Here is a 24,748-nt window from a genome sequence, read left to right as displayed (position 1 = left end):
AGGGACTGGGGGTGTTTTCTAAAATGAGTGCGAACAAATTAAAACGGCGAATCTTTCAGCGAATGTTATTGATTTTTTCCTTAACATCGCTGTTCACCGTTGGATTATTATTGTTTTTCATATCAAAATACTACACAAACATAAAAGTCGATGCGGTGCTCCAAGAAACGAAAGCGGTTTCAGAGTCGCAACTTGTTGCCGTAAACCGAAAAGAAGCTGCGCTCGTGGCCATGACACAGGAAATCTACAAAAACAGTGAACTCATGAATGACGTCCAAGTTGCGATGACCCATGATTATGCGGATTACATCCAACAAAATATCGATAATTATTACGCAAAACAAGGGTTTTACAGTGTAGATTTGCAGAGTTTTTTAAGGTCCTATTTTACATATGATGACGATGTAATTGCGGTACAACTTGTGTCCTCGGACAAAGAATTCACGTACACTTTTCCCGTAAATTATGGCAAATGGCAACCAATTTACGAAAAATACGGCGAGCAAAGACTACTCCAAAGCGTTTCCCAAAAAGAAAATGTATTTCGCGTCGGATCGAGTATCGTTTTCAAACAAGTTGTTAATGATCCGAGTACGCTTCAACCGCTTGGTACAGTTTTGATGTACGCTGATCCAGCATTTTTAAGAGGCCTCATTCCAAAAGCAAAATCAGCATCCACGTTTGCCGTGCTAAACCGCTCAAAAACAGCGCTGTATAGCAATCATACCCTACCCAACATCACGTCCGCAAACATGGAGAACGATTACCTTCATAACAACGGCTACATCCAAACCACCGAGGAACAAGCATCCGGCGTTTTTGGTAAAGTCATTGTCCCAGAAAGCCAAATCGGCGGTATCCCTGTCCTCCAGTGGACTTTATTCGGCGTCGGCGTTATTCTTGTCCTAATCTCCATTGCAGTCAATTTTTTCATCAGTAGACGTTATTCTAACCGCATTCAAGTCATCATCGACGGCATGGATCAGATGGAAAAAGGTGAGCTCCACGCTAAGCTGCCAGTCGATGAACGCGAAGACGAACTCACACTAATCAGCCAAAGTTTCAATAAAATGGGTGATAGCCTGAACGACTATATTAAGCAAGTGTATACGCTCAAAATCGAGGAACAGAAAGCACAATTAAAAGCGCTACAAGGCCAAGTCGAGCCTCATTTCCTGTACAATTCCTTGGAAGCGATTCGGATGCATGCGAGGCTAGAAGGAGCGAAAGTAACAAGTAACATGATTTACCATTTATCTACGCTACTTCGTTATACCGCTGACAACATCGAGATGGTCACGCTCGCCGACGAGGTTAACTACGTCCGCCAATACCTCCAATTCATGGAACTTCGCTACCAACAAGAAGTTCCATTTTTCCTAGAAGTCGAAGAACCATTATTGGAACATCCATTTTTAAAGTTCACACTTCAACCACTCGTCGAAAATTTCTTCAAATACGCGCGACATGAAGAAAAACGAACAAGTCTCACATTTAGCGTGAAACGAATCGGTGATACACTCGAGGTCAAGATGCGTGATGATGGACGTGGGATTACCGAAGATAAAATGCGCCAAATAAAGAACGATTTAGCTGGTGAAAAAGGCGAGCAAGGTCGAATTGGACTTGTCAATATTCACCGCCGCATCCAACTTTATTTTGGAGAGCAATACGGACTAGCGATTACGAGTATCAAAGGCCAGGGTACCGAAGTGATGCTACGCGTTCCGTACACATCTGAGGGGAGGAAAAACTATGTTGAGAATGCTTTTAGTAGATGATGAACCGCTGATCGTGCAAGGTTTACAAGCGGTGATTCAAGAGTTTGATGAAGAGATTGAGATTATAGGAACCGCCAAAAACGGGGTGGAGGCACTAGCCCATTTTGCGAATGAGCCATGCGATCTTGTGATTACAGACATCAAAATGCCAAAAATGGACGGCCTGCAGTTGATTGAAGCGTGGAAAAAAGAGCAACCTGAGACAAAGTTCATCGTTTTGTCAGGATTTCAGGAATTTGAATACGTAAAAAGAGGGCTTGCCATCGGGATTGAAAACTACCTACTCAAACCGCTAAACGAAACGGAATTACTCGAAACAATTACGCAAATTAAAGAAAAGGTGGAAGCAGATTTTCAAGCAACAGGAGATGACGAAGCGTACTATATTTTGCGGGATAATGCACTTTGGCGCTGGTTGAACAACCGAATTGGAATGGAGGATTGGAAAGAACGGATGGCACTATACAAAATGCCGCTCGCGAAGGATATGCGAACAGCGCTTGTTTGGATACAACCGCTATACGGCCAAGTAGATCGAACCGCGGAAGGCTGGCAGAAACTCCAAAGTCATTTACGTGCAGAGTATCCATTCATGCTGCTGAATCCCGAAGAAGAGCTACTTATTGGATTGATGGCGGAAGACGATGCAGGAATTGCCGCTCAAATCACGACGGTATATGAAGAAATTGGTGCTTTGATTGGCGTGGAGCAATGCTTTTTCTTGATGAGCGAGGTCGGAACTGGAACGGCCTATTTTCCCAAAGCATTCCGCGGGCTTGAGCAGCTACTCCAAGAACGACTCGTCTCCTCACCAGGAACACTGATATCAGCCGACAAGATTTTACCACATCGCTGGCGCCCAAATTTCAGTCAACATCAATTAGCGCGCGCCCTTGTTTTGCAAGAAAAAGAAAAAACACTCGCTTGGCTCGATCAATTCTTCAATGAATGGGATGCGCATCTTTACGAAAGTGATCCACACCAAATCATACGAGTACTTAGCGAAGTCGCATTAATGATGTCCGAATCCGATCCCGAACAGCTACTAAAGGCGATTCGGCAACTAGATGGTGCGGCAACCCCGTGTGAACTCAAAACAACGATGCTGGAACTAATCCACCCATTTTTCGATCGCAATCAGCACGATGACAATAGCAAAAGTCCGATTATCCAGAAAATCATGTCTCACATCACTGAGCATTTCACAGAAGGCATGTCCCTCAAAACACTGGGCGCCAAGTTCCACATTAATGCCGTTTATCTCGGTCAACTTTTTCAAAAAGAAGTCGGTAGTCATTTCACAGATTACTTAAACCAATATCGAGTTAACCACGCAAAAGAAGTGTTGCTCACAACGAAGCAGCCCGTGACAGCCATTGCTGAAGAATCAGGCTACACCGACATGGCTTACTTTTACCGCCAATTCAAAAAATATACTGGATACACGCCAAATGGCTTCCGAAAAAAAGAGAAAGTACAGTAATCAAGAAGTCGCGTTTCGAATTTGCTAAGTACAAAATGTCGAGCTATAATTGGAGTTGTAGAGGGAAAAAGGGGAGGGAAACATGAATATCCGTCTCAAAGTAATATTTATTGTGTTAGGTATCATCGCTATTATCATATTAGGATACATTATCTACAAGGATTATTCTGCTGATTTTAAACTATTCTTTGATCCGGATGCAGATAGAACACAGCTGATGGAAAGCATTCGTAGCCATAAGTTAAAAGATGCCTTGCTACTAGTAGTTTTGACAGCCGTCATGTGCGCTATTCCTGGTGTTCCTAACTCAGTAATCGGTATTCTTATAGGTGTGAGCTTCGGTCCATGGATAGGTGTTCTGATGAATGCCACCGGAAATATATTAGGAAATTTCATCGTGATTATCATGTTACGTAAATTTGGAATATCCAAAAAAGCAAACAGATCGGACGAATTCATAGCTAATATTTCACGCATGAAAAAGCCGCTCTTTGGCATCACAGCGGGTTACATGATTCCAATACTCCCATCCGTTATCGTGAACTACACAGCAGTCAAATTAAGATTACCACTAAAATCACTTTTGCTAGCGATTACATTCGGTGTTTTACCTACTTCATTCCTATATGCATTTGGAGGAGATGCGCTACTAAAAGGAAATACTAAAATTGCGATCTTATCTATTGTTTGTGTTGCCTTACTCGTAGTTTTACTGAGATTTATCCATAAAAGGCAAGCAAGAATCAGTGCATAATCACATTGATTGTAACAAGAATATAAAATAAAGAGAGCGAGTGAAATGAAATGACAGATAAACAAATTTTAGTAGCTATCGATGGCTCAGATCAGTCCAATGATGCCTTTCAAGAAGCCATCCGTATCGCGAAATTAGAAAATGCTAGTTTGGTCTTTTTTACAGTTATTCAAGAAATCATGCCAAATAATGACGAGCTTTACTTATCACTCAATGTACGTCCAGAAATGGATGATGTCTATCGTGCCTTAGCTGAAAAAAGGCTGGAAAGCATGACTGCGACACTTGATTCAGACATAGCATTCAAAAACGAAACGGTACACGGAGATCCGAAACGCAGCATTATCGAATTTGCAAAAGAAAATAACATCGACTTAATCGTTATCGGAGCAACAGGAAGAGGAACCATTGAAAGAACACTGATTGGCTCAACGACTGCATACGTTGTTAATCACGCCCCATGTAATGTAATGGTAGTCAAATAAAAGAGTGTATCGAATGGCTTAAAAACCATTTGATACACTCTTTTGGCATCACATATGAAATTGCTCCTCTTCAAGGCGTTTCATACGTGTAGTCAAACGATAAAAACGCTCTTTATTTTGAGTTTCTAAAGCAAGATCAATCTCATTTTGGATACGTTCCATCCGTTGTTTCTGTGCGAGCATTGTCATGAAACAGTCGATGAACATATCCATAACGATTCTTTCATTCTCAAGCTCCTTGTATTGTTGGGACATTGCTTCAGATATTTTCTTGGCAGACATGACAATCACTCCTTCAAACTATATTTTGTAAATTATTAATAGACAATACCACCTTAAAAGAGCGATGAAACATTATTGAAGCAAAAAAATTGGAGAGTTGAATCATGTATAAAAATAAATCTACTTGATAAGTTAACCTTCAGTTAATATACGACGAAGATAGGGTATATAGCTATTAAATATATCAATTGAAATGTAAGGAGGGAGATGCATCAATGAAAACAATATTAGCCTTGATATGTGTGTCAGCAATCATACTACAGTTATTTGTCCCACAAATTAGTTATGCGATACCAGATGAGAGTGGAAAGAAGCTAACAACAACTTTTGAGTTTATTCTTGTGAGCGGTGTGAACGAAAATCAAGTAAACCAAAGTGTAACAAAAGCGCTAAAGACAAATGGGGAAGGCGGATATTATTTTGATAGGTTGGCTCCTGAGAAATATGAAATCAAGGAAGTTCAGGCTCCAGCTGGCTATATTTTAAATAAAAAGGCACAATCGTTTGAAATTATAGCGGAATTCATGAAGAATTTAGGAGCAATCAAGTTAGCGGATTTTGTGAACTATAAAGGTAGCTATAACGGAAAGAATGGAATATTACCAGAGACGGGCGATTCTGATTCGATGGATTTATTGATTATCGGAATTATTTTACTTGGGGTCGGAATGTTCCTTTTCAAACCGAAAAAGCGAGATGAGTAAGTAAGCAAAAAGCCATACGGCTCTTCTGATTGAAATACATGTGAGCTTGTTTTGGCCTCGTGTGTTTTGTGATATAATTGTAACTTCACTATATCAAATTGGTATATTTTTAATGTGAAATATTTGACATTCTGAAACAACAATGTTATATTGTTTAATGATTCACAAATAAAAATAGGAAACGGAGGTTTTTTTTATGCAAGATTTGTATAAAAGAATAAGAAGAGAAGATGCAGTTATGTTGTTAGTTGATCATCAAACGGGTTTAATTTCAGGTTTAGTACGAGATTATGAATCTGATGCATTTCATCAAAATATCGAAGCTTTAGTAGATATGGCAAATTTCTTTGATTTACCAACCATTGTGACAACAAGTTTTGAGCACGGACCTAATGGGCCGTTAATTCCTTATATTACAGAAAATCTCTCAAATGCTGTGAATATACCGCGACTAGGGGAGATTAACGCATGGGATAACGAAGAATTTGTACAAGCCATTAAAGATACTGGGCGTAAGCAGTTAATTATAGCTGGAGTCGTAACGGATATTTGTGTTTCTTTCCCGACACTTTCAGCCTTAAACGAAGGATATGAAGTGTTTGTTGTTTCAGATGCTTCTGGGACGGTAAGTAAACAAGTGGCTGATGCTGTGTTACTAAGAATGCTAACAGCAGGTGCAGAATTGATGAACTGGTTTAGTGTAGCAGGTGAACTTCAAAGGGATTGGAGAAATGATATAGATGGATTTGGAAAATTGTTATCGAAACATCTGCCTGCTTATTCGGATGTAGTGGCAAGTTATGATGCTGCCCAAAGAGACTTGAGTAAACAACATTAAATTAATATGTGATTAAAGCTATTTAAGAAAGCGGATACAAAATTTCATCCCGGAATTGAATTTAATTCTGGGATGAAATAGTATACTTTTTTGTTTTGTGTTCTATCAGACCGGGTGTTGCAGACTGCATGATTTTATTGCACCCACAAGATTCTTCGATTAATAATAAAGAAAAATCGACTGCTTATCACTACAGGCGTTAACAATGCGTCGATTGTTACAAGTGAGATTTTGGTGTTAAGTGAGCGATTGTTAGAGAGCAGGGTAGCTTATTATAACAGATAGTAGCATGGTGTAACTGATGAAGAATTTGCCAAAGTGTGTAAGTGATATCAAGAATTGAATAAAAATTAACAAGTTATTCCAGCTAGGGAATGATAATAAGCACAGTATCGATGTTATTTCCATTAGTTTTGTTATATATCAAGATTTATTAATTGACAAAATAGCGAGACCGAAGTACACGTTACTGAATATCGTTTACTTTACACCGTAGTTCAAATACTAGGTTGATACTCTTACAAAGAGATAGTCTGCAAAGCATGCTATTATGCTAAATCGATTACTGACTATTATTCTGGCTGGGCATCCAAATATTTTTGTAGTTTATTATCTCCACAATAAAAGTAGCTAAAAACATACTAATATTAGTAGGCAAGACCATGGCCGTGGTACTACCTACTAGTATTAGTATGTTTTATTTGTGTACAATTTGGTATACCAATTTGCTAGCGCCAACGCTCCAACTTTTTCAAGAATTTTTTAGTATACATTTTATTAAGGAAAAATTTTCCGATTTTACTCATATCAGATTCTTGAAACCCTTTTAAGCTGATTTCGTAAAACTCATCAAATGTTGCATCAGGATTAGTCCACTCACCATTTTCGTAACATTTCAAACAATATTTTTCCGAACGTGTACCGCTTTTTTCGGTACCAAATGCTTCTGGTGTGCTCATAGGTATGCCGCAACTTTGGCACTGTGGTGTTTTTGCCATTCACTATCTCTCCATTTCTGAACTATATAAATTGTTATATTTAAAGTATAGCGTACTCTGCAATTTGATACAATAACATCATCTTATCGCTTGTTAGTACAGGTTGAATGCACTACAATATAAACAGGTATTGATTTAAGACAATATGGAAAAGGAGGCTTTTTATAATGAAGCACATAAAAAAAGAGTTCATGCTTGATTGCGGACTTGAAGAGGCTTGGCAATTAATTGTCGACCGCAATAAATATGAAAAGTGGGCAAATGCTTTTCATGAAGGATCAACTTATACGGGTGATATGGGACTTAATGAAACCGTTAACTTTGTTGATCCAGAGGGTAATGGCTTAGTTTCTAAAGTAGTTGTTTTTGAACCAGAAAAAGAAATTAGATTCGCCTTTTTAGGTGAAATCAATGATGGGAAATATGTTGAAGTTGCCGAATTTGCAGATATGCTGGAACACTATATATTTGAACCAGTGGGAAACCAGACAAAAATGCTTGTAGATGTTGCGATGGATGATAGATATTATGATATGATGAACGAGATGTGGGATAAAGCAGGGATTGAGCTTGTGAAGTTAAGCAATCAGTAGTTGTGCTCAAGATTACGATGAAACTAAAACGATAAAAAGAAGATGCCTATAGCCATAATTGGTGGTAGGCATCTTTAGTTATGTAGCAGGCTGAATCGCACTTAAAATTCATACGGCCGCCTATCTCGAAAAATACATATACGTGTTAAATTTCTTTGAATATCTAGTGATACTTTTTTACAACAATGCTTGCTTGAAATGTTTTTTTTACGGAGTTGACTTGAAATTGGACAAAGACATTTGTGTATTTAGCAGCTAGCTTTGTCAAGTTAAATAACCCTTTGCCACGATTGGCTCCTTTGGTAGAATAGTTTTTTTCTGTGAATTTAGATAGAGGTATTTGTAGCTTCTCGTCAGATACACTATTTTCTACTTGCAAGGTGACTGCATCCTTAAATTCTTTTAAATACACTTGAATGAGTGGACAGGTTTGATCTGTACATTCTTCAATTGCATTATCGAGTAGTATATTGAGCATTCGTAGGAAATCGAATAAGTCAATGTTACCTAGGAGAATGGTATTGCAGTCTATTTCAACAGGTATATCTAACTCATCTGCCAGCTTTAATTTGGTCAATAAAACACTTTGAATAGGAATATTATTAATCAGTTGAATATATTCAATTTGATGTGAGGGCAGGTGAGTTCTAGAGTAGGCTTTTATTTTATTAAGCAAATTTAAGGCATCTTCTGTCTGGTTATTTTCGAGGTGAACGGACAATGTCATGAGTAGGCCTCTATAGTCATGTTTAAATTCTTTTGTACGTTCGATAGATTCTAAATTTTTTTGATATTCCATACTCAAAATGTCTAATTTGGTAGTAATACTGGATTTTATGTGTGTAAAATAAATCGTCGCGAATAGAAAAGCAATGTAGGTGTACCACAATAATTCGGTATATATATATAATGATACGGAAGGGGGAGCAAGCATGTAATGTGGGATCATAATGGAGCACGCCCCTATTATTAGAAAAATGGCCAGTAGTGTATGTTTTTTATTAACCTGTACTAAGGTGTCTAAAAAAACATATTTCCGGTCAAGAAGAAGAATGGTTGTAATGATTGTAGAGAGAACAAATAAATGTGGAATAGCATTGTTTAAGTTCGCTTTTGGATAATACAGATAATCTTGATTCAAAAAAAGTTTATGGTATAAATACTTAGAATCAAGAGTAATGGCCCACGTCAAGCTAATCGCTAATGTTCGAAATAAAAGCATCAGCAACACCTTATAGAGGTTTCTAAAAGCGTGATAAAAGATAGCTATAGATAATATAGGTAGTATTATGATGGATAGCATAGTGGGAACTACAGTATTGTAAGAAAACAAGGTTAATAGTAGGCTCATGGAATAGACGAATAAAATAGAGTAAACATAATTTCTATTACTGAAAAATTTATACTCAATGAAAAGCAAAAAGGCAGTGAAATCAATAATGAGAAGGAAAAAATAGTTAACTTGCATCGCTGGGTTCACCGGCCTTTCTAGCAACATCTATTTTTTTTAATGTTCTTGGGTTTAAGATAATATAATCGCCATTTGTAAAAAATACTTTTTCTTCATAGGTGGATATTGATGCTACATTATACAGATTTATGATGTATGATTTTAAGATGACGAAATTACTATAGGTAGCTAATTTTTTTTTAAGTTTCCCTAAACTTGTATTTATAATTAAATTTGAAGTTTGTGTGCGTAGGGTGGCGCTATAACGATTATTTGGTATAGATGCAATGTAGTTAATGGAAGAAATGTTCATCTTTTCTGAGTTAGAACTAATATTTAGATAAACTATTTCCTTCACAAACATAGGCTGTACCTGTTTTTGTATAATCTGAGAAATAGTATTTTTAATTCTTTCTTTCACAGTTTCAGAATGGAAATCTTCTTTAATAATATAATCAGTAGGTAATGTACCACTATTAATAGAGGATAGTGCTTTAGACGGATCACCGGTAACAAATATAATAAAACATTGTTGATTGTAGTTTCGCAGTATACTAGCAATTTCAATCCCGTTGAAATAAAAATTCAAATCAATATCGATCAAAAAAATATCAAAATCAGATATAGCGCTTTCTTGTAAACTTTTTAAGTAACTTGTAAAATCTTGGACTACTACTACCTCGAAACTGACAAGAGGATGTTCTACTTCCCTCACAGCGCGCTCTATATACTCCGCATGCAGAAACTCATTTTCAAAAATTGTAATCTTGATAATAATTCCTCCTTCCTTGTGAATGTATACCCTATGTTCATCTATTGTACAGCAAAAAAACAAAAAAGAACATCGATTTATTTTATAACACAAAATACAAAAAATGCGTTTGAAATACAAATGAAATTATGAGGATATGTATTATCATAGTGTGTATAAAGTAGTTCGTTGTTAAGTAGATAATATTGAGCTGTAGTCTATTATTCTTTTGGCTACAGCACGTATCTGAATAACTTGAGGGGAGATAATAATGAATTTTTTTGAATTCCAATATTACTTTGAAGAGAATTCAATAATGTTTGACTTAGTGAGAACAAAGATGCCCTCCAACTTAGTTTCATTAAAAAAAAATGAAAAATGCATTTTAAGTGATGAACACCTATATTTTATAGAGAAAGGTGTATTGTTGCTGAAACAAAATTTTTATAAAGGGAAGGCTCGTCATACATTATTATTAGAACCGGGATTTATACAATCTAAAACGACTAGCTCTATTGTTAGTATACATTCTTTAGAAAATACAGAATTACTAGTTTTTAATATAGTTGACCTATTCGATCAATTAGAAAAAGAGATGATACTCTCTAATTTTGTATGGTACTTAGCTAAACAAATAAACTTAGAGTTCCAGAATACTTATAAAATAATCAAATCAGCTAACAAAAAAAGCATACTCTCTATTTTATCATACATCAAAGCATCTATTCCTGAAGCTGATGAAAAAATAATGCCTTCCTGGGTGAATGTTAAACTTTTGTCATTACTTTGTAGTTGTTCTGTTGCCTCAGCTAAGAGTAATTTAAAGGCATTAGAGGACGAAAACATAATACAAATGAAAGATGGCCATATAGTGATGTCATGAATAAGAATACCTAATTTAAAGGAGGGATGCGCTATGTGATATGTATCGATTTATAGGTTAAAAAGAATTCATAAAAAAGGAGATACGTATGAAAAGAAATCTAAAATTATCTATTAAGAAATTAGGGCTAATAAGTGCTACAGGAGCACTTATGGTAAGTTCAATAGCTCCAACATTAACAGTCAACCCAGTAAATACTTTTGCATCAAAAACGGTAGCAAACAAAGCCGCTACTAAAACTCCGGAAGACGAAAATATTAGTAATACAGGTGAGACAAGTTATTCAGCTCTGGGTTCAACAGGAACAACGGGCGTATGGGTCAATAAAAACACCAGCACATTTAACTTTGATTACATTACACGCTATAAACTTACCGCAACGTCGCTTTCTTCACAAAAATTTGTGTTGAAAATGGACCCAGCATTGCAAAAGCATATAGTTAAAGTGCAATTGAAAGGAAACACATCTACTTCAAGTAAAGGTGTTGACTTAGTACAAGATAAGAATGGAAACTATACCTATAAATTAGGTTCAATGTACAAAGGAGCTTTCATTGGGTATAACCAAAGTGCGATGATTAGTATCACCACAGATGTTCCTGTCGACTCGCTTGAGCAAGACAGATATAAAGTACAGATGGGAATGTATACAGACGATGAAAGATATATCAGTAGATCGGGACAACAAGTTATTTTAACAAAGAATAACACGGATTTAAAGATTGATAATTCAAACAGCTATATAACGTCAGGTAAATTAGGTTTTGAGAATGGCATTCCTGAAAAAACAGACACTGTGATTTCACTAAAACATGAGCTTCAATATCAAGTGACACTAGCGACGTTTGCAAGAAATAGCTATTACGTATACCAAGTTGATCCTGCATTGGTACCTTACTTATCTCATGTTAGATTTACGGGAGTTAATGGAAGTGTATATGATAATATATCCATCCCTGAGAACGGAAAAATCAAAATGGACGCTGCATCCTTATATGGTAGCTCATTGGCAATTAGTGTTCCGTACTCGATGAAAATGGAAGCAGTTTTAAAGAATGGATTAACAATAGGTGACTTGCCACAAGAATATTACAATATTACAGCACATCAAAATTATAGCGATAGTGGTTCGAAAGCAGGGATTACTGTGGACCATTCCTATGTGAGTGTCGGTATAAAAGGAAGTAAAGAAGCACCAATTCCTAATGCACCAACTGTTAACAAAATTAAAGCGAATGATACCACAATAAGTGGAAAAGCTACAATGAATAATACAGTAACAGTTACACTACCTAACGGAGAACAATATACGGGCAAGGCGGATCAAAATGGTAATTACAAGATTACTGTTCCTGCACAAAAAACAGGCGATCAAGTAAAAGTTACACAAACAAGCGCCCAAGGTAAAGAAAGCGCGGCTACAACAGCAACTGTAGTATCTAATGAAAAACCTACAATCAACGCTAATCCTAAGACAATTCAAGTAGGGGACACATTTAATCCACTTTCAGGAGTAACAGCCAGCGATAAAGAGGATGGCGATTTAACATCTAAGATTCAAGTTACGAGTAATACTGTAAATCCAGCAGTAAGTGGTGTTTACTCTGTTAGCTATTCTGTGACTGACTCAGATGGGAATAAGACGTCAAAATCAGTTCAAGTCACGGTTCAAAGTTTAAATGGAAGTATCGATGTAAATACATTCTACCTAGGTAAAGATTCTTGGCTAAATGGGAAAGTAAGTGGTGATGTAGCTAAAGTTGGGCTTGAAGTAAACGGTAAAAAACATCAGGTGGTCGATGTAACTGGTGCATCATACAAATACTATGCAAAAGATAAAATTTTAAATTTACAAGATGATGTTAAGCTAGTGGCCTACAGTAGCGACAATAAAGTCATCAAAACTGTAAAAGTCAAAGTAGTAGATTCGTCAGTACTACAAGGGGATATCCAAGCAAATAAATATTTTGTTGGTACAGATTCCTTTGTATCAGGGACATATACAGGAGCTGTTAAAAAGATTAGCTTAGCAGTTAATGGCAAAGCTTACAATAAAGTCGATGTAGGCGCAAATAACAAGCTACAATACTACGCGAAAGATAAAATTTCATCAAAAAAAGATGTAGTCGAGATTATAGGCTATAACGTAGAAGGAACTGAGATTTCTCGTACAAAAGTTGCTTTAGGCGATGCTAGCGAACAAAACGGTACTGTAACACCATCAACGTATGCAATTGCTGACGATAGTTTTGTTCAAGGAAGCTATACTGGAAGCGTTGAAAGAGTAGCACTTCAAGTAAATGGAGTAACATATCCAGCTGTAAATGTCCTAGATAAATCAAGTTTCCAATATTATGCGAAAGATAAAATTAAAAATATTACTGATGATGTAAAAGTGCTAGCCTACAATTTGGCAAACCTAGTGATTGATACGAAGCAGGTGAAGGTTGTACAATCGCACGAAGGTAATGCAACGGTATCGCCTGTAAAATATTCTATCGCCGATGATAGTTTTGTTAAAGGCACATACAAAGGTGCAGTAAAAACAGTAGCATTAGAAGTAAATGGTACTAAATACGCTCCAGTAGCAGTTATGGATGGATCAAACTTCCAGTATTATGCGAAGGACAAGATTAAAAAACCGTCTGATAACGTCAAAGTATACGGTTATGATTCTACAGGTACGGTAGTAGATACAAAATCAGTAACAGTAGTTTCGTCTAACAACACAGCAGGGCAGGTAACACCTATGGATTATAATATTGAAGCAGGTGGTTTTGTAAAAGGAACCTACACTGGAGATATTAGAAGCGTAGCACTTCAAGTAAATGGAACAACATATTCCTCGGTAAATGTGGTAGATGATTCGAATTTCCAATATTATGCGAAAGATAAGATCAAAAAAGTATCTGACACTGTGAAAGTACTTGCTTATAATTCTCAAGGAGCTCTATTGGATACAAAACCAGTAAAAGTAACAGATACATCAGCAACTAGCGGATCTATCAATGTGAATTCTTATACAATTGGAACAGACAGCTGGGTTACTGGAATTTACGCTGGTGATGTGAGCAAAGTGGCTCTTAAAATAGATGGCGTAGAACATATGGCTGTAGCAACACAGGATGATGGAACATTTAAATACTATGCAAAGGATAAAATAACCAAAGCAACAAAACAAGTAGAGGTTATTGCCTATTCAGCTGCAAATAAAGTAATCGACAAAAAAATGCTCCCAATTAAATAATAAGTAATTTGGAAAAGCTCAACCGGAATCTGGATAAGGATTTGCATGAGTAAATGCTTATCCAGATTATCCTATTTAAGCGACAAGAGATTAGTCTATTCGAGAAAGGAATTATAAGATGAAAAAAATATTCATACCTATTTTATCTGCGTTATTTATTTTTTCGCTTGTAGGATGTACTACAGGTGGCGCAAAACAAGAGGAAACAAGTAAACAAGAAAAAGTAGAAAATGTAACAAAAGCGGTTAACAATGTGGACATGAAAATTGAAAAAGTAGAAATGAAAGAAAATGGAAAAGGCGATAAAAACATTATGCAACTAACGATGCACTTTAAAAATGAATCGGGTAGTAAATATGGTATCGGTGGCAATGATTTTATTTTGAAATCTAGTGATAAAACCTACCAAGTGAAAAGTGATGCAAACAATATCGGAACAGAAATTGCCCCTGGTAAAACAGCAACGGGTGCGTTGAATTTTGAATTACCGAAAGACGTAAAAACAGGCGAGCTCGTTTATCAGCCAGTTACTTCTGGAAAAGAAAAGTCAAAGGCGCTTGCTACATGGGAAATTTCGCTTCCAAATAATAAGTAATTTTTAAAATCTATGAGGAGATGATTTTTTGAAAATCGCAGTCATTGGGTTAGGCTATATTGGTTTACCAACAGCAATTATGTTTGCTAATCATGGCCAGCGCGTTATAGGTATTGACTTGAAAGCAGATGCGGTGAATATGCTTAACGCTGGAAAAATTCATATCGAGGAACCAGGGCTTCAAACAGAATTAACGAAAGCTTTGTTATCAGGTAATTTTAAAGCACAGTTGGATCTAGAAGAAGCGGACGTTTTTATCATTGCTGTGCCGACGCCTAATAAAGCTGATGCTTACCGAACATGTGACTTAAAACATGTCAAAGATGCTGTAAAAAAAACACTACCTTATCTAAAAAAAGGAAACGTCATGATAGTAGAATCGACTATAGCACCACGCACGACAGAAGATGTAGTAAAACCGATGTTGGAAGAAAACGGGTTTATCGTAGGAGAGGATATCTTTTTAGTTCATTGTCCAGAGCGTGTGCTACCGGGGAAAATTATTCATGAATTGGTGCACAATAATCGAATTATAGGAGGTTTGACGCCAGCTTGCATCGAAGCAGGAAAGAAAGTGTATGGCATTTTTGTTCAAGGTGAACTGATTGAAGCAACAGCAGGCGCTGCGGAACTTTCGAAATTGATGGAAAATACGTATCGAGACGTCAATATTGCTCTTGCGAATGAGCTTGCAAAAATTGGTGACACGCTAGGTATTAATGCATTGGAAGTCATTGAGATGGCGAATAAACATCCTCGTGTTAACCTGCATCAACCTGGCCCAGGAGTTGGTGGTCATTGTTTAGCTGTTGATCCATACTTTATTGTTGCGACAACGCCTCACAACACACCACTAATTCAACAAGCACGTGCTATTAATAATTCGATGCCGAACTTCATTGCAGAAAAAGTAAAAGGCTTGATGGAAGTCATTAATGGCAAAAAAATAACGGTTTTCGGTGTGACATATAAAGGTGATGTGGACGATATTCGTGAAAGCCCAGCTCTTGAAATTATCGAGCTTTTGGGAAAAGAAACGACTTTTGAATTCTCTGTTTTTGATCCGCATGTGAAAACATCTTGGATTGAATCTGATTTGGAGAAGGCTGTAGAAGGTTCAGACTTAATTTGTGTGCTAACAGATCATAGTGAATTTAAAACCGTGACGGCAGAACAGCTGGCAGGTATGAAACAGAAACATATATTTGATACAAAAAATGTGATTCCGAAGATGGAAACAGTGGCGATTTACAATATGGGCAACTTATATGAGATGCAAAAAAGCAGTAAAAAGTTAGTTCCAATAGCGGAATAAGCCAGGAGGCAACAATGGAAGATAGTTTAAACATCAAACAAATATGGGATCTTTTGAAAAAGAATAAGTGGATTATTTTTATAAGTATGTGTGTTAGTGCCTTGCTTATGAGTGGCTACCTTTACTTCTTCTCAACTCCAATCTACCAAAGTGAAACGCAAATATTAATTAATCAGTCGGTACCACAGAATACGGTTGTTCAATCACAAGAGGTACAGGCGAACTTGCAACTTATCAATACGTATACGTCAATTATCACAAGTCCGCGAATTTTAAGGCAAGTATCAGATAACATGGATGACGCGTACACCACTAAAGAGCTCGAGAAGATGATTAAAGTAAATAGTACATCTGATTCACAAGTCGTCAAAATCAATGTGGAGAGTTCAAACGCTGCAGACGCCGTCCAAATTTCTAATGAAACGGTTCGTATATTCAGAAAAGAAATTCCTAAAATCATGAAGATAAACAATATTTATACACTATCAGAAGCAGTGTTGGAAGCGGATACACAACCGATAAAGCCTCACACAGCGCTACTAATTATTGTGGCGAGCTTGTTAGGATTAGTTTTTGGAATCGTGATTGCGTTTATTCGTAATTTATTTGACCGCTCGATTAAAACAGCAGAGGATGTGGAGCAAACGTTAGGGCTTCCCGTGCTATCCATGATTAATGAAATAAAAGACGAGGATGTACTAGAGCATAAAGCAGGCAAGAGACGAAAGAATAGGAAAGGATAGTGTCCAGTGAGTAAACAAATAAAAAGCCAAAGAAAGTTGATTACAGAAACAAATCCGAGTTCCCCGATTGCGGAACAATTCAAGACACTTCGAGCAGCTATTCATTTTTCTTCGGTGGAACGTGAGTATGCATCGATTTTAGTAACATCGCCAGAACCAGAAAGCGGTAAATCGACAGTGTCAGCGAACCTGGCTATTTGCTACGCCAAGCAAGGAGAAAAAACATTACTCATTGATGCGGATATGCGAAAACCGACAAGTCATCAGACATTTGGCATTCCTTATAATATTGGGTTATCCGATATGCTCACAGATAGTAGAACAGAGCTTAAAGATGTAAGTCATCAAACGGACATCGAAAATTTAACAGTTTTGACGAGTGGGACAATGGCACCTAATCCGAATGAACTGCTTGCTTCTAAAAAAATGGAGCAGCTAATTAAGAAATTTGCAGAACAATTCGATCAAATTATTATTGATACCCCACCTATCTTAGCTTCATCTGATGCCCTTGTTTTAACCCCCTATGTGGAAGGCGTAATTGTCGTCCTGCGAAGTGAAAAAACCCTAAAAGAACGTGCAAAAACAGCCGTGATGCAACTGCAAAATACGCAGGTTCCTATTATCGGCACGGTTCTAAATCATGTGAAGAATAACGCAAATAACTATTATTATTATTATCAATAAGGAGAATATAATGGAATCCATGAAAACAGTGGCTAAGTCCACCAAAAAAGCTACGAAACGTTATCCATTGGTCAAGCGAGGGATGGATTTTTTAGGCGCAAGCATTGGTTTACTTCTGCTAGTCCCACTATTTATCGTGTTAGTTTTGGTGATTAAATTAAGTGATTTTAGTGCTCCTGTCTTTTTCAAACAAGAACGGATTGGAAAAAATGGATCGAGGTTTACGATGTATAAGTTCCGCACGATGATTCCGAATGCGGAGGCAAAACTCTCGGAACTACTTCAATTTAATGAGATAGAAGGCGCAATGTTTAAAATAAAGCATGATCCGCGTATTACGAAGGTAGGGCATTTTTTAAGGAAGACAAGTATTGATGAACTGCCTCAGCTTGTCAATGTGCTAAAAGGCGATATGTCCCTTGTTGGACCGCGTCCCCCGCTAGAACGAGAAGTTGCTGAATACTCTGTACGTGATTATAGAAGATTATCTGTTACGCCGGGGTGTACGGGCTTATGGCAAGTCAGCGGGCGAAACAATGTTAGTTTTGCGGAAATGGTGGATCTAGATTTGGAGTATATTCAAAAAGTTAGTTTTACGCTAGACATCAGGATATTATTCCGAACAGTATGGATTATCTTTGTCCCGAATAGTGCCTACTAAGTAAGAGGAGAAGTGAAAGATAGAATGACAAGAACATTTTTGTTAGGTAGTTATGTGGATGTACTTACAATGCAAGAAACGTTGATGAAAGTAGAAGCGATTATTCGAGTCGGAAAACCAGTCCAACATGTGGTGATTAACGCCAGCAAAATTAATTTGATGGCAGAAAACAAAGAACTTGCGGACATTGTCAATGCATCGCCGCTTATTAATGCAGATGGCCAGTCCATTGTTTGGGCGATGAAAATCCTTGCTAATGAAACGCAGGAAAGAGTTACGGGTATCGATTTGTTTGAAAAATTAGTTAAAAAAAGTGCGGAGAATGGCTACCGTGTGTATTATTTTGGTGCTAAGGAAGAAGTTGTGCAAGAAGTAGTTCAACTTCATCAACAGCAGTATCCAAATTTGAAAATTGCTGGGTATCGACATGGCTATTTTGAAGAATCTGAATCAGAAGAAATCGCGCTAGATATTCATAAATCAAAAGCTGATATTGTCTTTGTTGCCATCTCTAGTCCAAAGAAAGAGCAGTGGATTCATGCGTATAAAGAGACAATGGGTGCCCCCTTTGTAATGGGTGTTGGCGGAAGCTTTGATGTTATAGCGGGTGTCACAAAACGCGCACCGCAATGGATGCAAAAAGTCGGTTTAGAGTGGTTTTATCGGTTTATGCAAGAACCTAAGCGAATGTTCCGACGTTATTTTGTTGGTAATATCAGCTTTGTATGGAAAGTCATGAAAGAAAGGTGGCATAAATGAGGTGCTAGCTAGAATGATATTTATGTTACTAAATAATTTCCCAATGCCCAGTAAATTAGCGATAGGCCGAATAATTCGCCGCATTAAAAACCAGGCTGCGCATTCTTTTTTTGGAAGTTGTGCAAAAAATAGCAACTTACGTCCGAAGTTAAAATTACGCCATCCAAAAAATATTTATCTTGGAGCACGGTCATCCATTGGTGACAATGCACGTATTATTGCTACTGCCCCAGTTCACATTGGTGAGGATGTATTGATGGCACCGGAAGTGGTGATTTTGACCGATACGCATTGTATAAAAGGAAAAGAAAAGATTTTAGATAGCGGAACGGCACAAAAACCCGTTTTTATCGGGAATGATGTCTGGATTGGGACACGAGTGACGATTTTAGCGGGAGCTGAGATTCCAGATGGCTGTGTAGTTGCAGCAGGAGCGGTTGTGCCGGCCAAGAAATATCCGCCGTATAGTGTTATTGGTGGGGTGCCCGCCAGAGTGATTAAACAAGAGAGGTAAGGATAACTTTGTTCAAAGAAACCAATATTTTCATCTTTTTATTCGCCATTTTTCCGATTGTTGATGCACTGAATGGCTTTATGTTGTCAGCTGGAATCAATTTTCCTATCGGTGTTGTCTATCGCCTTGTCTGTATTGCCTTTATCATTTTTCAAATTGCTAGAAAAGGGTTTTCGAAAAATCTCTACACATTTTTATCTGTTTCGCTGGTTGTTTATGGTATTGTATCGCTCTTCATACAAACTATCGCACTGCATAATAATGCATCGGCTCTTTTATATGATACGACTAATATGATTAAATTTTTCCTTTGGGTACTTATTCCTTATTACGTATATCAACGTGCGGACGTGTTAAGGAAGGCAAATTATGAAAAGATGTTTTTGACGATTAGTACTCTTTTTACGCTTGGTTTGCTTATTCCCTATGCTCTTGGGGTTGGAAATCAAACATACGCGGCTGCAGATGCTGGATATAAAGCTTTCTTTTTTGCCAATAATGATACAACGATAGGGTTTATTGTTTCGGCGACATTTACAGGTTGGTATTTGTTTCAGCAAACAAAGCAGACAAAAATAAGCACGCGTCTGTTATTAGGATTACTTTATCTCGGTAATTTACTGGGCTTGTTGCTTCTAGGAACAAAAACAGGGATTGTATATGGCCTTGTTTTGACCATTGTATTGCTTCTTCGTTTCTTTTTCTTTCAAAATAGACTTGGTTTCGCTGTGAAATGGGGAATTGGCGTGACAGTTATCTCAGTATTGATGCTGATTGTAATCCAAGGAAGGGCTTTTATCTTAACAACTATTTCTGGTCTTGTTCAGCGACTCACGTATTTTTATAATCTGTATGATGGTGATTTAGTCCGTTTTCTCACGAGTTCGCGTAGTGAATTTTTAGATGTTGCTTTCGAAGCATTTATTGATACTGGCAACTTGGCGACGCAACTCATCGGTTTCGGATTTAGTGCACGTATAGCAACATGGGGATTAGGCGATTTAGTGGAGATGGATTTCTTTGATGTTCTCTTTTCTCTAGGTGTTTTGGGGCTTGTGGTTATGTTAGCGCTCCTACTCTTTTTCATGGTTAAATCCTGCCAGAAACGGAGCATCTACACAGCACTATTTATTATACTCGTTTGTTATGGAGCTTTTGCCGGACATGTTTTATTTTCTGCTTTATCATCCACTTTATTTGGGCTGGTGTGTGGTGGGCTATTCCTACAAAAAGAAAGTTTGTGTGAAAAAGAATGAAAGCTCTTATAATGCGTTTGATGCAGTTTGCGATTGGTTCTCTTGGCTCAGCAGTATTAAATTTGATGACGATTCCAGTCATTACTTTTTTCCTTTCACCAGAAGAATACGGGAAAACGAGTATGTTTATGCTTGTGCAAACGTTGTTAATTTGCGTTATCTACTTAGGTTTTGACCAAGCGTTTGCGCGCGAATTTTATGAATATCCGAATAAGCAGAAACTACTTAGCACGGCAATGGTCATTCCTTTCCTGTTCTCGGGTGTTGTCATTGGATTGATGTGCGGGTTTGCCAAGCCTATCTCTTCTTTTCTGTTTGGCAGTCTTGTACACTATCACGTCGTGTATCTTATCGCCGCTTCGGTTCCATTTCTGATATTTGAACGCTTCTTATTCTTGTACGTTCGGATGCAGAATAAAGCGCTTGAATTTTCGTTGTTTAATATCTTAGTGAAGCTTAGTATTTTAGTTTGCACCGTTTTATTCCTCCTATTTTTCCCCCACACATTTATCACGGTGATTTATGCCACTATTATTGGACAAGTTCTAGGCGATACGATTTTAATGATTCGAAATGTTCGATCGTTATATATGAACCCGATGAAAACAGATCCGTATTTATATCCGAGACTAGCGAAATTTGGCTTGCCGATAGCAATTGCCACGGTTATTTATAGTTTATTTGTGATTATTGATAAATTGTTTCTTCGTTATTTTTGTGATTTTGACGAGCTGGGTTTATACACCGCCGCTTTTAAAATTGCGAGTGCCCTTCTGATTTTGCAGACGACGTTTTCGAACTTTTGGATACCAACGGCGTATGAATGGTATAAGAAGCAAAAACCGATGCGTTATTTTAAATTGGTGAGCGACAGTATTATGTTTCTAATTGCGATCTTATTTATGGGATTGCTACTTTTTAAAGGGGTTATTTTGATGGTTTTATCCCCAGAGTACAGTCAGGCGCAATATATATTCCCGTTTCTCTGTTTTTACCCGCTAATGATGACGGTGAGTGATACAACGAATCTAGGTATCGTTTTTCTGAAACGCAGCTCGTTGAATATTCTTGTTTCGGTTATTGCGCTGATTGTTGCTATTGGTTTGAATTTTCTACTCGTACCTACCTATGGCGCGATTGGAGCTTCGGTTGCAACAGGTTCTGCTTACATTGCCTTTTTTTTAGCACGGACGTATTTTTCCATGCGGATTTGGCATGGTTTTTCTGTAAAAAGCCATCTTATAACGACTTCGCTGCTCGTTGTTGCTGTTAGTTTAAATACGCTGATTCACACCGTTTGGCTGATTTCGCTGATTAATATCATCTTTTTGTTAGGTATTGTTACCGTCTACCTTCCATTACTTCGCACATTGTATCGGTCGTATTGCGCCAGAAAACAGCCAGCTAATATAGAAAAGAAAGGAATGAAATTATGAAAATACTTGTTATTTCCAATATGTTTCCGTCTGAGGAATACCCATCGTACGGTATTTTTGTAAAAAATCATGTTTGCTTGATGGAGGAAGCAGCAGATGAAATAGAGACAGTTACGATGAAGAAAGAAGTAAATAAAATGAAGAAAATGTGGCACTACCTCCTTTTTTATTGCCGTATTTTCTGGACTTTGCTATTTAAGAAATACGATATTGTCTACCTGCATTATGCCTCGCACAGCGCGTTTCCCATTTTATGTGCAAAGCTTTTGAACCGCCACATTAATCTCGTTGTGAATGTTCATGGAAGTGATGTGTTTCCGGAAACGCCTTTCCAAGAGAAGTTGCAAAAATGGGTGGCACGACTATTGAAGCAGGCAAGTCACATCGTTGTTCCCTCGGATTATTTTAAGCAAACAGTCATCAACCGCTATCGTCTTTCACCTGCTCATATTTGGATATCCCCTTCTGGAGGCGTCAACCGCGATTTGTTCGCGCCGCAAGACACAGTGAGAGATACCTCCATTTTTCAAGTTGGTTATGTGGGTCGCATTGATGTCGATAAGGGCTGGGATGACGCGCTTCGTGGTTTTTCTGAATTTAAGCGCCAATCGGATCGACCAGCTGAATTGATTATGGTTGGAAGTGGCAAGGAAAACCAGCAAAAAGAAGCACTTATTCAGGAGTTAGAGCTACAGGGAGATGTTCGCTGTTATGATTTATTGCCGCAAGAAGAACTCGTAGCAATGTATAACGAGATGGATGTCTTTGTTTTTCCAAGCCGTAGAAAAGGTGAGAGTTTAGGTCTTGTAGGCATTGAAGCGATGGCTTGCGGTGTTCCAGTGATTGGCAGCCAAATTGCAGGGATCAGAGGGTATCTCATCGATGGGGAAAATGGCTATTTTTCAGAAACTGGCAACCCTGATTCGATCACTGAAAAATTATTAGAATTCCTTGCGAATAGCGAAGAAGAAAAGCAAGCGTTGAGAAGTAATGCTTTTCATTCTGCGATTCCTTATGATCAACTACGCGTACGAAATGATATGTTAACCATGTTAGCTGATTTAGCAAAATAAGTAAATTAGTACTTAAATTATGATGACAAGGCGGTGAAGACATGCAGATACAAGGAATGTCTGAGGATAACACGATGTATAAAATGAAAAAAATCATCCACTTGAAAAAACATGAAAGTGTACCGTATCCAGGTGACTACATCGTGCATGAAGGCTTTTTAGCTTGTAAAACAGCAGAACAGTTAGTTTATTTTGCCAAACCAGGAGACACCATTGTATCGCTTCATAACAGTTGTGGAGGTTTATTGCAATTTCAAGCGAAAACAGACGTTATACTGGTCAGAATACCAAAAGAATCGTTACTTATCACATTGGAACGGCAAGATGCTATGAAAGAAAAATTGATACATGCACTTGTTATGCGCGTGCAATTTTTTTCTGTACCAACAAAAGATCGATTATTTGTTTTGTTGTATCAATTAGGAAAGGAAATAGGTGTTTCAATAGGCGCAGATTGTTATATTCCATCTGTTATAACGCAAAAAGAAATGGGAGACTACGTTAGCTGTACTAGAGAGTATTTATGTTTAGTAAAAAAGCAGCTGATAGAAGAGGGGTGGCTGGAAGAAGAGCGTGGATGGAAGCTACTGGGCTGGGAACGCTGGGAAGGTGAGTTTGGTAGGATTGTATAGAATGTATATAAAATAGATTTTAAAACTCATTTCACAATACACTGGTTATCCGCTATACTATAAAGTAACAAAGTTCAAAAGGAGAACCGTATGAATATAAATGAAGTGATGCAACAGCTCGAATCTCTTGGTTCTGAGCAAACAAAAAAGACCCTCTGTAAACATGGCGCTAACGAACCGATTTTTGGTGTTAAAATTGGAGATATGAAGAAATACTTAGTCAAAAAAATAGTGAATCAAGACGTGTCACGTGAGCTTTTCGCGACAGGAAACTACGATGCTCAATATTTAGCGGGATTAACCATTAATCCAAAAGAAGTCACAAAAGAAGAACTTCTTAATTGGGCAGAAACTGCAAATTGCACCGCCATAAATGAAGCTATTGTAGCAAGCCTTGCAGCAGAAACACGGTACGCAACTGAGCTCGCAAAAATATGGATGGCATCCAGCGAAGAACGAATCGAGGATACTGGATGGAGCTGTTATGCCAATTACTTATCATTGGCACCGAACGAGGAAATAAACGAAAATGAGGTACTTGCTCTTTTAGAAAATATCGAAAAAAATGTTCATAACGCCAAAAACAGCGTTAAATATACTATGAACCAATTTGTCATTTGCGTTGGAACGTACTATCCTCCCCTACTTGAAAAAGCCATCTCTGTTGCCAAAAACATCGGCCAAGTTTATGTAGATATGGGTGATACTTCATGTAAAGTCCCATTAGCGACAGATTACATCGAAAAAGTGATTGAAAAAGATCGCGTTGGAAAGAAACGAAAACGCGCAATTTGTTAAGTGATTAAAGTTCCAAATAGTCAAAGCTAT

Annotated in this window: 25 protein-coding genes; 21 read left to right on the top strand and 4 right to left on the bottom strand. The window is 37.6% G+C overall.

All coding sequences use genetic code 11. The annotated features are described in order from the left end of the window. Positions 1 to 23 precede the first annotated feature (23 nt). The 4 genes from R8925_RS08295 (at position 24) to R8925_RS08280 (ending at position 4,503) form a co-directional block, all read left to right on the top strand. Positions 24 to 1,781 (top strand): sensor histidine kinase, encoded by a 1,758-nt coding sequence (locus tag R8925_RS08295; RefSeq protein WP_430535422.1) that lies wholly within the window; start codon positions 24 to 26, stop codon positions 1,779 to 1,781. Continuing rightward, complete coding sequence (locus R8925_RS08290) at positions 1,756 to 3,264, top strand: response regulator transcription factor (protein ID WP_430535421.1); 1,509 nt, start codon at positions 1,756 to 1,758, stop codon at positions 3,262 to 3,264. Before R8925_RS08295 ends, R8925_RS08290 begins: the two co-directional genes overlap by 26 nt. Before the next feature lie 82 nt (positions 3,265 to 3,346). Further along, the gene (locus R8925_RS08285; protein WP_430535420.1) at positions 3,347 to 4,018 is read left to right on the top strand and encodes a TVP38/TMEM64 family protein; all 672 of its coding nucleotides are present in this window, start codon (positions 3,347 to 3,349) and stop codon (positions 4,016 to 4,018) included. Between the two features lie 50 nt (positions 4,019 to 4,068). Next, a complete protein-coding gene (locus R8925_RS08280; protein ID WP_430535419.1) occupies positions 4,069 to 4,503 on the top strand; it encodes a universal stress protein in 435 nt (144 codons plus the stop codon). A 48-nt stretch (positions 4,504 to 4,551) separates the two neighbouring features. On the opposite strand, the gene R8925_RS08275 is transcribed toward R8925_RS08280, so the two are convergent. Beyond that, on the bottom strand, positions 4,552 to 4,785 hold the full coding sequence (locus R8925_RS08275; RefSeq protein WP_036071861.1) for an IDEAL domain-containing protein: 234 nt from the start codon (positions 4,783 to 4,785) through the stop codon (positions 4,552 to 4,554). A 215-nt stretch (positions 4,786 to 5,000) separates the two neighbouring features. Between R8925_RS08275 and R8925_RS08270 the strand changes: the two genes are divergently transcribed. Both R8925_RS08270 and ycaC read left to right on the top strand, forming a co-directional pair. Further along, the gene (locus R8925_RS08270) at positions 5,001 to 5,489 is read left to right on the top strand and encodes a prealbumin-like fold domain-containing protein (RefSeq protein ID WP_430535418.1); all 489 of its coding nucleotides are present in this window, start codon (positions 5,001 to 5,003) and stop codon (positions 5,487 to 5,489) included. 196 nt (positions 5,490 to 5,685) lie between these two features. Continuing rightward, positions 5,686 to 6,327 carry an isochorismate family cysteine hydrolase YcaC gene (gene ycaC / locus R8925_RS08265; protein WP_430535417.1) on the top strand — a complete coding sequence of 214 codons (642 nt, stop codon included), beginning with the start codon at positions 5,686 to 5,688 and terminating at the stop codon, positions 6,325 to 6,327. A gap of 728 nt (positions 6,328 to 7,055) precedes the next feature. On the opposite strand, the gene R8925_RS08260 is transcribed toward ycaC, so the two are convergent. Beyond that, positions 7,056 to 7,325: a zinc ribbon domain-containing protein gene (locus R8925_RS08260; RefSeq protein WP_430535416.1), complete on the bottom strand. Its 270-nt coding sequence runs from the start codon at positions 7,323 to 7,325 to the stop codon at positions 7,056 to 7,058. 167 nt (positions 7,326 to 7,492) lie between these two features. On the opposite strand from R8925_RS08260, the gene R8925_RS08255 reads away from it, so the two are divergent. Beyond that, the gene (locus R8925_RS08255; RefSeq protein ID WP_430535415.1) at positions 7,493 to 7,918 is read left to right on the top strand and encodes a hypothetical protein; all 426 of its coding nucleotides are present in this window, start codon (positions 7,493 to 7,495) and stop codon (positions 7,916 to 7,918) included. Positions 7,919 to 8,081: 163 nt separating this feature from the next. Here R8925_RS08255 and R8925_RS08250 read toward each other — a convergent pair whose 3' ends face one another. After that, entirely contained in the window at positions 8,082 to 8,717 is a 636-nt protein-coding gene (locus R8925_RS08250; RefSeq protein WP_430535414.1) for a sensor histidine kinase, read from the bottom strand. 658 nt (positions 8,718 to 9,375) lie between these two features. Next, the gene (locus R8925_RS08245; RefSeq protein ID WP_430535413.1) at positions 9,376 to 10,083 is read right to left on the bottom strand and encodes a LytR/AlgR family response regulator transcription factor; all 708 of its coding nucleotides are present in this window, start codon (positions 10,081 to 10,083) and stop codon (positions 9,376 to 9,378) included. Positions 10,084 to 10,390: 307 nt separating this feature from the next. Here R8925_RS08245 and R8925_RS08240 point away from each other — a divergent pair, with 307 nt between their 5' ends. The 14 genes from R8925_RS08240 (at position 10,391) to R8925_RS08175 (ending at position 24,718) form a co-directional block, all read left to right on the top strand. Next, entirely contained in the window at positions 10,391 to 11,002 is a 612-nt protein-coding gene (locus tag R8925_RS08240; protein WP_430535412.1) for a cyclic nucleotide-binding domain-containing protein, read from the top strand. Positions 11,003 to 11,090: 88 nt separating this feature from the next. Then, positions 11,091 to 14,249 (top strand): immunoglobulin-like domain-containing protein, encoded by a 3,159-nt coding sequence (locus R8925_RS08235; protein ID WP_430535411.1) that lies wholly within the window; start codon positions 11,091 to 11,093, stop codon positions 14,247 to 14,249. A 118-nt stretch (positions 14,250 to 14,367) separates the two neighbouring features. Further along, the gene (locus tag R8925_RS08230) at positions 14,368 to 14,844 is read left to right on the top strand and encodes a DUF4352 domain-containing protein (RefSeq protein WP_430535410.1); all 477 of its coding nucleotides are present in this window, start codon (positions 14,368 to 14,370) and stop codon (positions 14,842 to 14,844) included. A gap of 28 nt (positions 14,845 to 14,872) precedes the next feature. Continuing rightward, entirely contained in the window at positions 14,873 to 16,159 is a 1,287-nt protein-coding gene (locus R8925_RS08225) for a nucleotide sugar dehydrogenase (protein WP_430535409.1), read from the top strand. A gap of 14 nt (positions 16,160 to 16,173) precedes the next feature. Beyond that, a complete protein-coding gene (locus R8925_RS08220) occupies positions 16,174 to 16,902 on the top strand; it encodes a YveK family protein (protein ID WP_430535408.1) in 729 nt (242 codons plus the stop codon). Positions 16,903 to 16,908: 6 nt separating this feature from the next. Further along, positions 16,909 to 17,589 (top strand): CpsD/CapB family tyrosine-protein kinase, encoded by a 681-nt coding sequence (locus R8925_RS08215; protein ID WP_430535407.1) that lies wholly within the window; start codon positions 16,909 to 16,911, stop codon positions 17,587 to 17,589. A 10-nt stretch (positions 17,590 to 17,599) separates the two neighbouring features. Next, positions 17,600 to 18,250 carry a sugar transferase gene (locus R8925_RS08210; protein ID WP_430535406.1) on the top strand — a complete coding sequence of 217 codons (651 nt, stop codon included), beginning with the start codon at positions 17,600 to 17,602 and terminating at the stop codon, positions 18,248 to 18,250. Positions 18,251 to 18,274: 24 nt separating this feature from the next. Then, on the top strand, positions 18,275 to 19,009 hold the full coding sequence (locus R8925_RS08205; protein WP_430535405.1) for a WecB/TagA/CpsF family glycosyltransferase: 735 nt from the start codon (positions 18,275 to 18,277) through the stop codon (positions 19,007 to 19,009). Between the two features lie 13 nt (positions 19,010 to 19,022). Beyond that, the gene (locus R8925_RS08200; RefSeq protein ID WP_430535404.1) at positions 19,023 to 19,523 is read left to right on the top strand and encodes an acyltransferase; all 501 of its coding nucleotides are present in this window, start codon (positions 19,023 to 19,025) and stop codon (positions 19,521 to 19,523) included. An 8-nt stretch (positions 19,524 to 19,531) separates the two neighbouring features. Next, positions 19,532 to 20,779: an O-antigen ligase family protein gene (locus R8925_RS08195; RefSeq protein WP_430535403.1), complete on the top strand. Its 1,248-nt coding sequence runs from the start codon at positions 19,532 to 19,534 to the stop codon at positions 20,777 to 20,779. Beyond that, positions 20,776 to 22,215, top strand: a complete 1,440-nt coding sequence (locus tag R8925_RS08190) for a lipopolysaccharide biosynthesis protein (protein ID WP_430535402.1) — start codon at positions 20,776 to 20,778, stop codon at positions 22,213 to 22,215. Before R8925_RS08195 ends, R8925_RS08190 begins: the two co-directional genes overlap by 4 nt. Beyond that, positions 22,212 to 23,288: a glycosyltransferase family 4 protein gene (locus R8925_RS08185; RefSeq protein WP_430535401.1), complete on the top strand. Its 1,077-nt coding sequence runs from the start codon at positions 22,212 to 22,214 to the stop codon at positions 23,286 to 23,288. Before R8925_RS08190 ends, R8925_RS08185 begins: the two co-directional genes overlap by 4 nt. Before the next feature lie 74 nt (positions 23,289 to 23,362). Continuing rightward, entirely contained in the window at positions 23,363 to 23,920 is a 558-nt protein-coding gene (locus R8925_RS08180; RefSeq protein WP_430535400.1) for a Crp/Fnr family transcriptional regulator, read from the top strand. 90 nt (positions 23,921 to 24,010) lie between these two features. Then, entirely contained in the window at positions 24,011 to 24,718 is a 708-nt protein-coding gene (locus tag R8925_RS08175; protein ID WP_430535399.1) for a DNA alkylation repair protein, read from the top strand. Positions 24,719 to 24,748 lie beyond the last annotated feature (30 nt).

The organism is Listeria rocourtiae subsp. hofi (assembly GCF_963575615.1).
Classification (GTDB): Bacteria; Bacillota; Bacilli; order Lactobacillales; family Listeriaceae; genus Listeria_A; species Listeria_A hofi.
The sequence above is the reverse complement of the archived record's forward strand: the minus strand, read 5'-3'. Positions and strand labels throughout refer to the sequence as shown.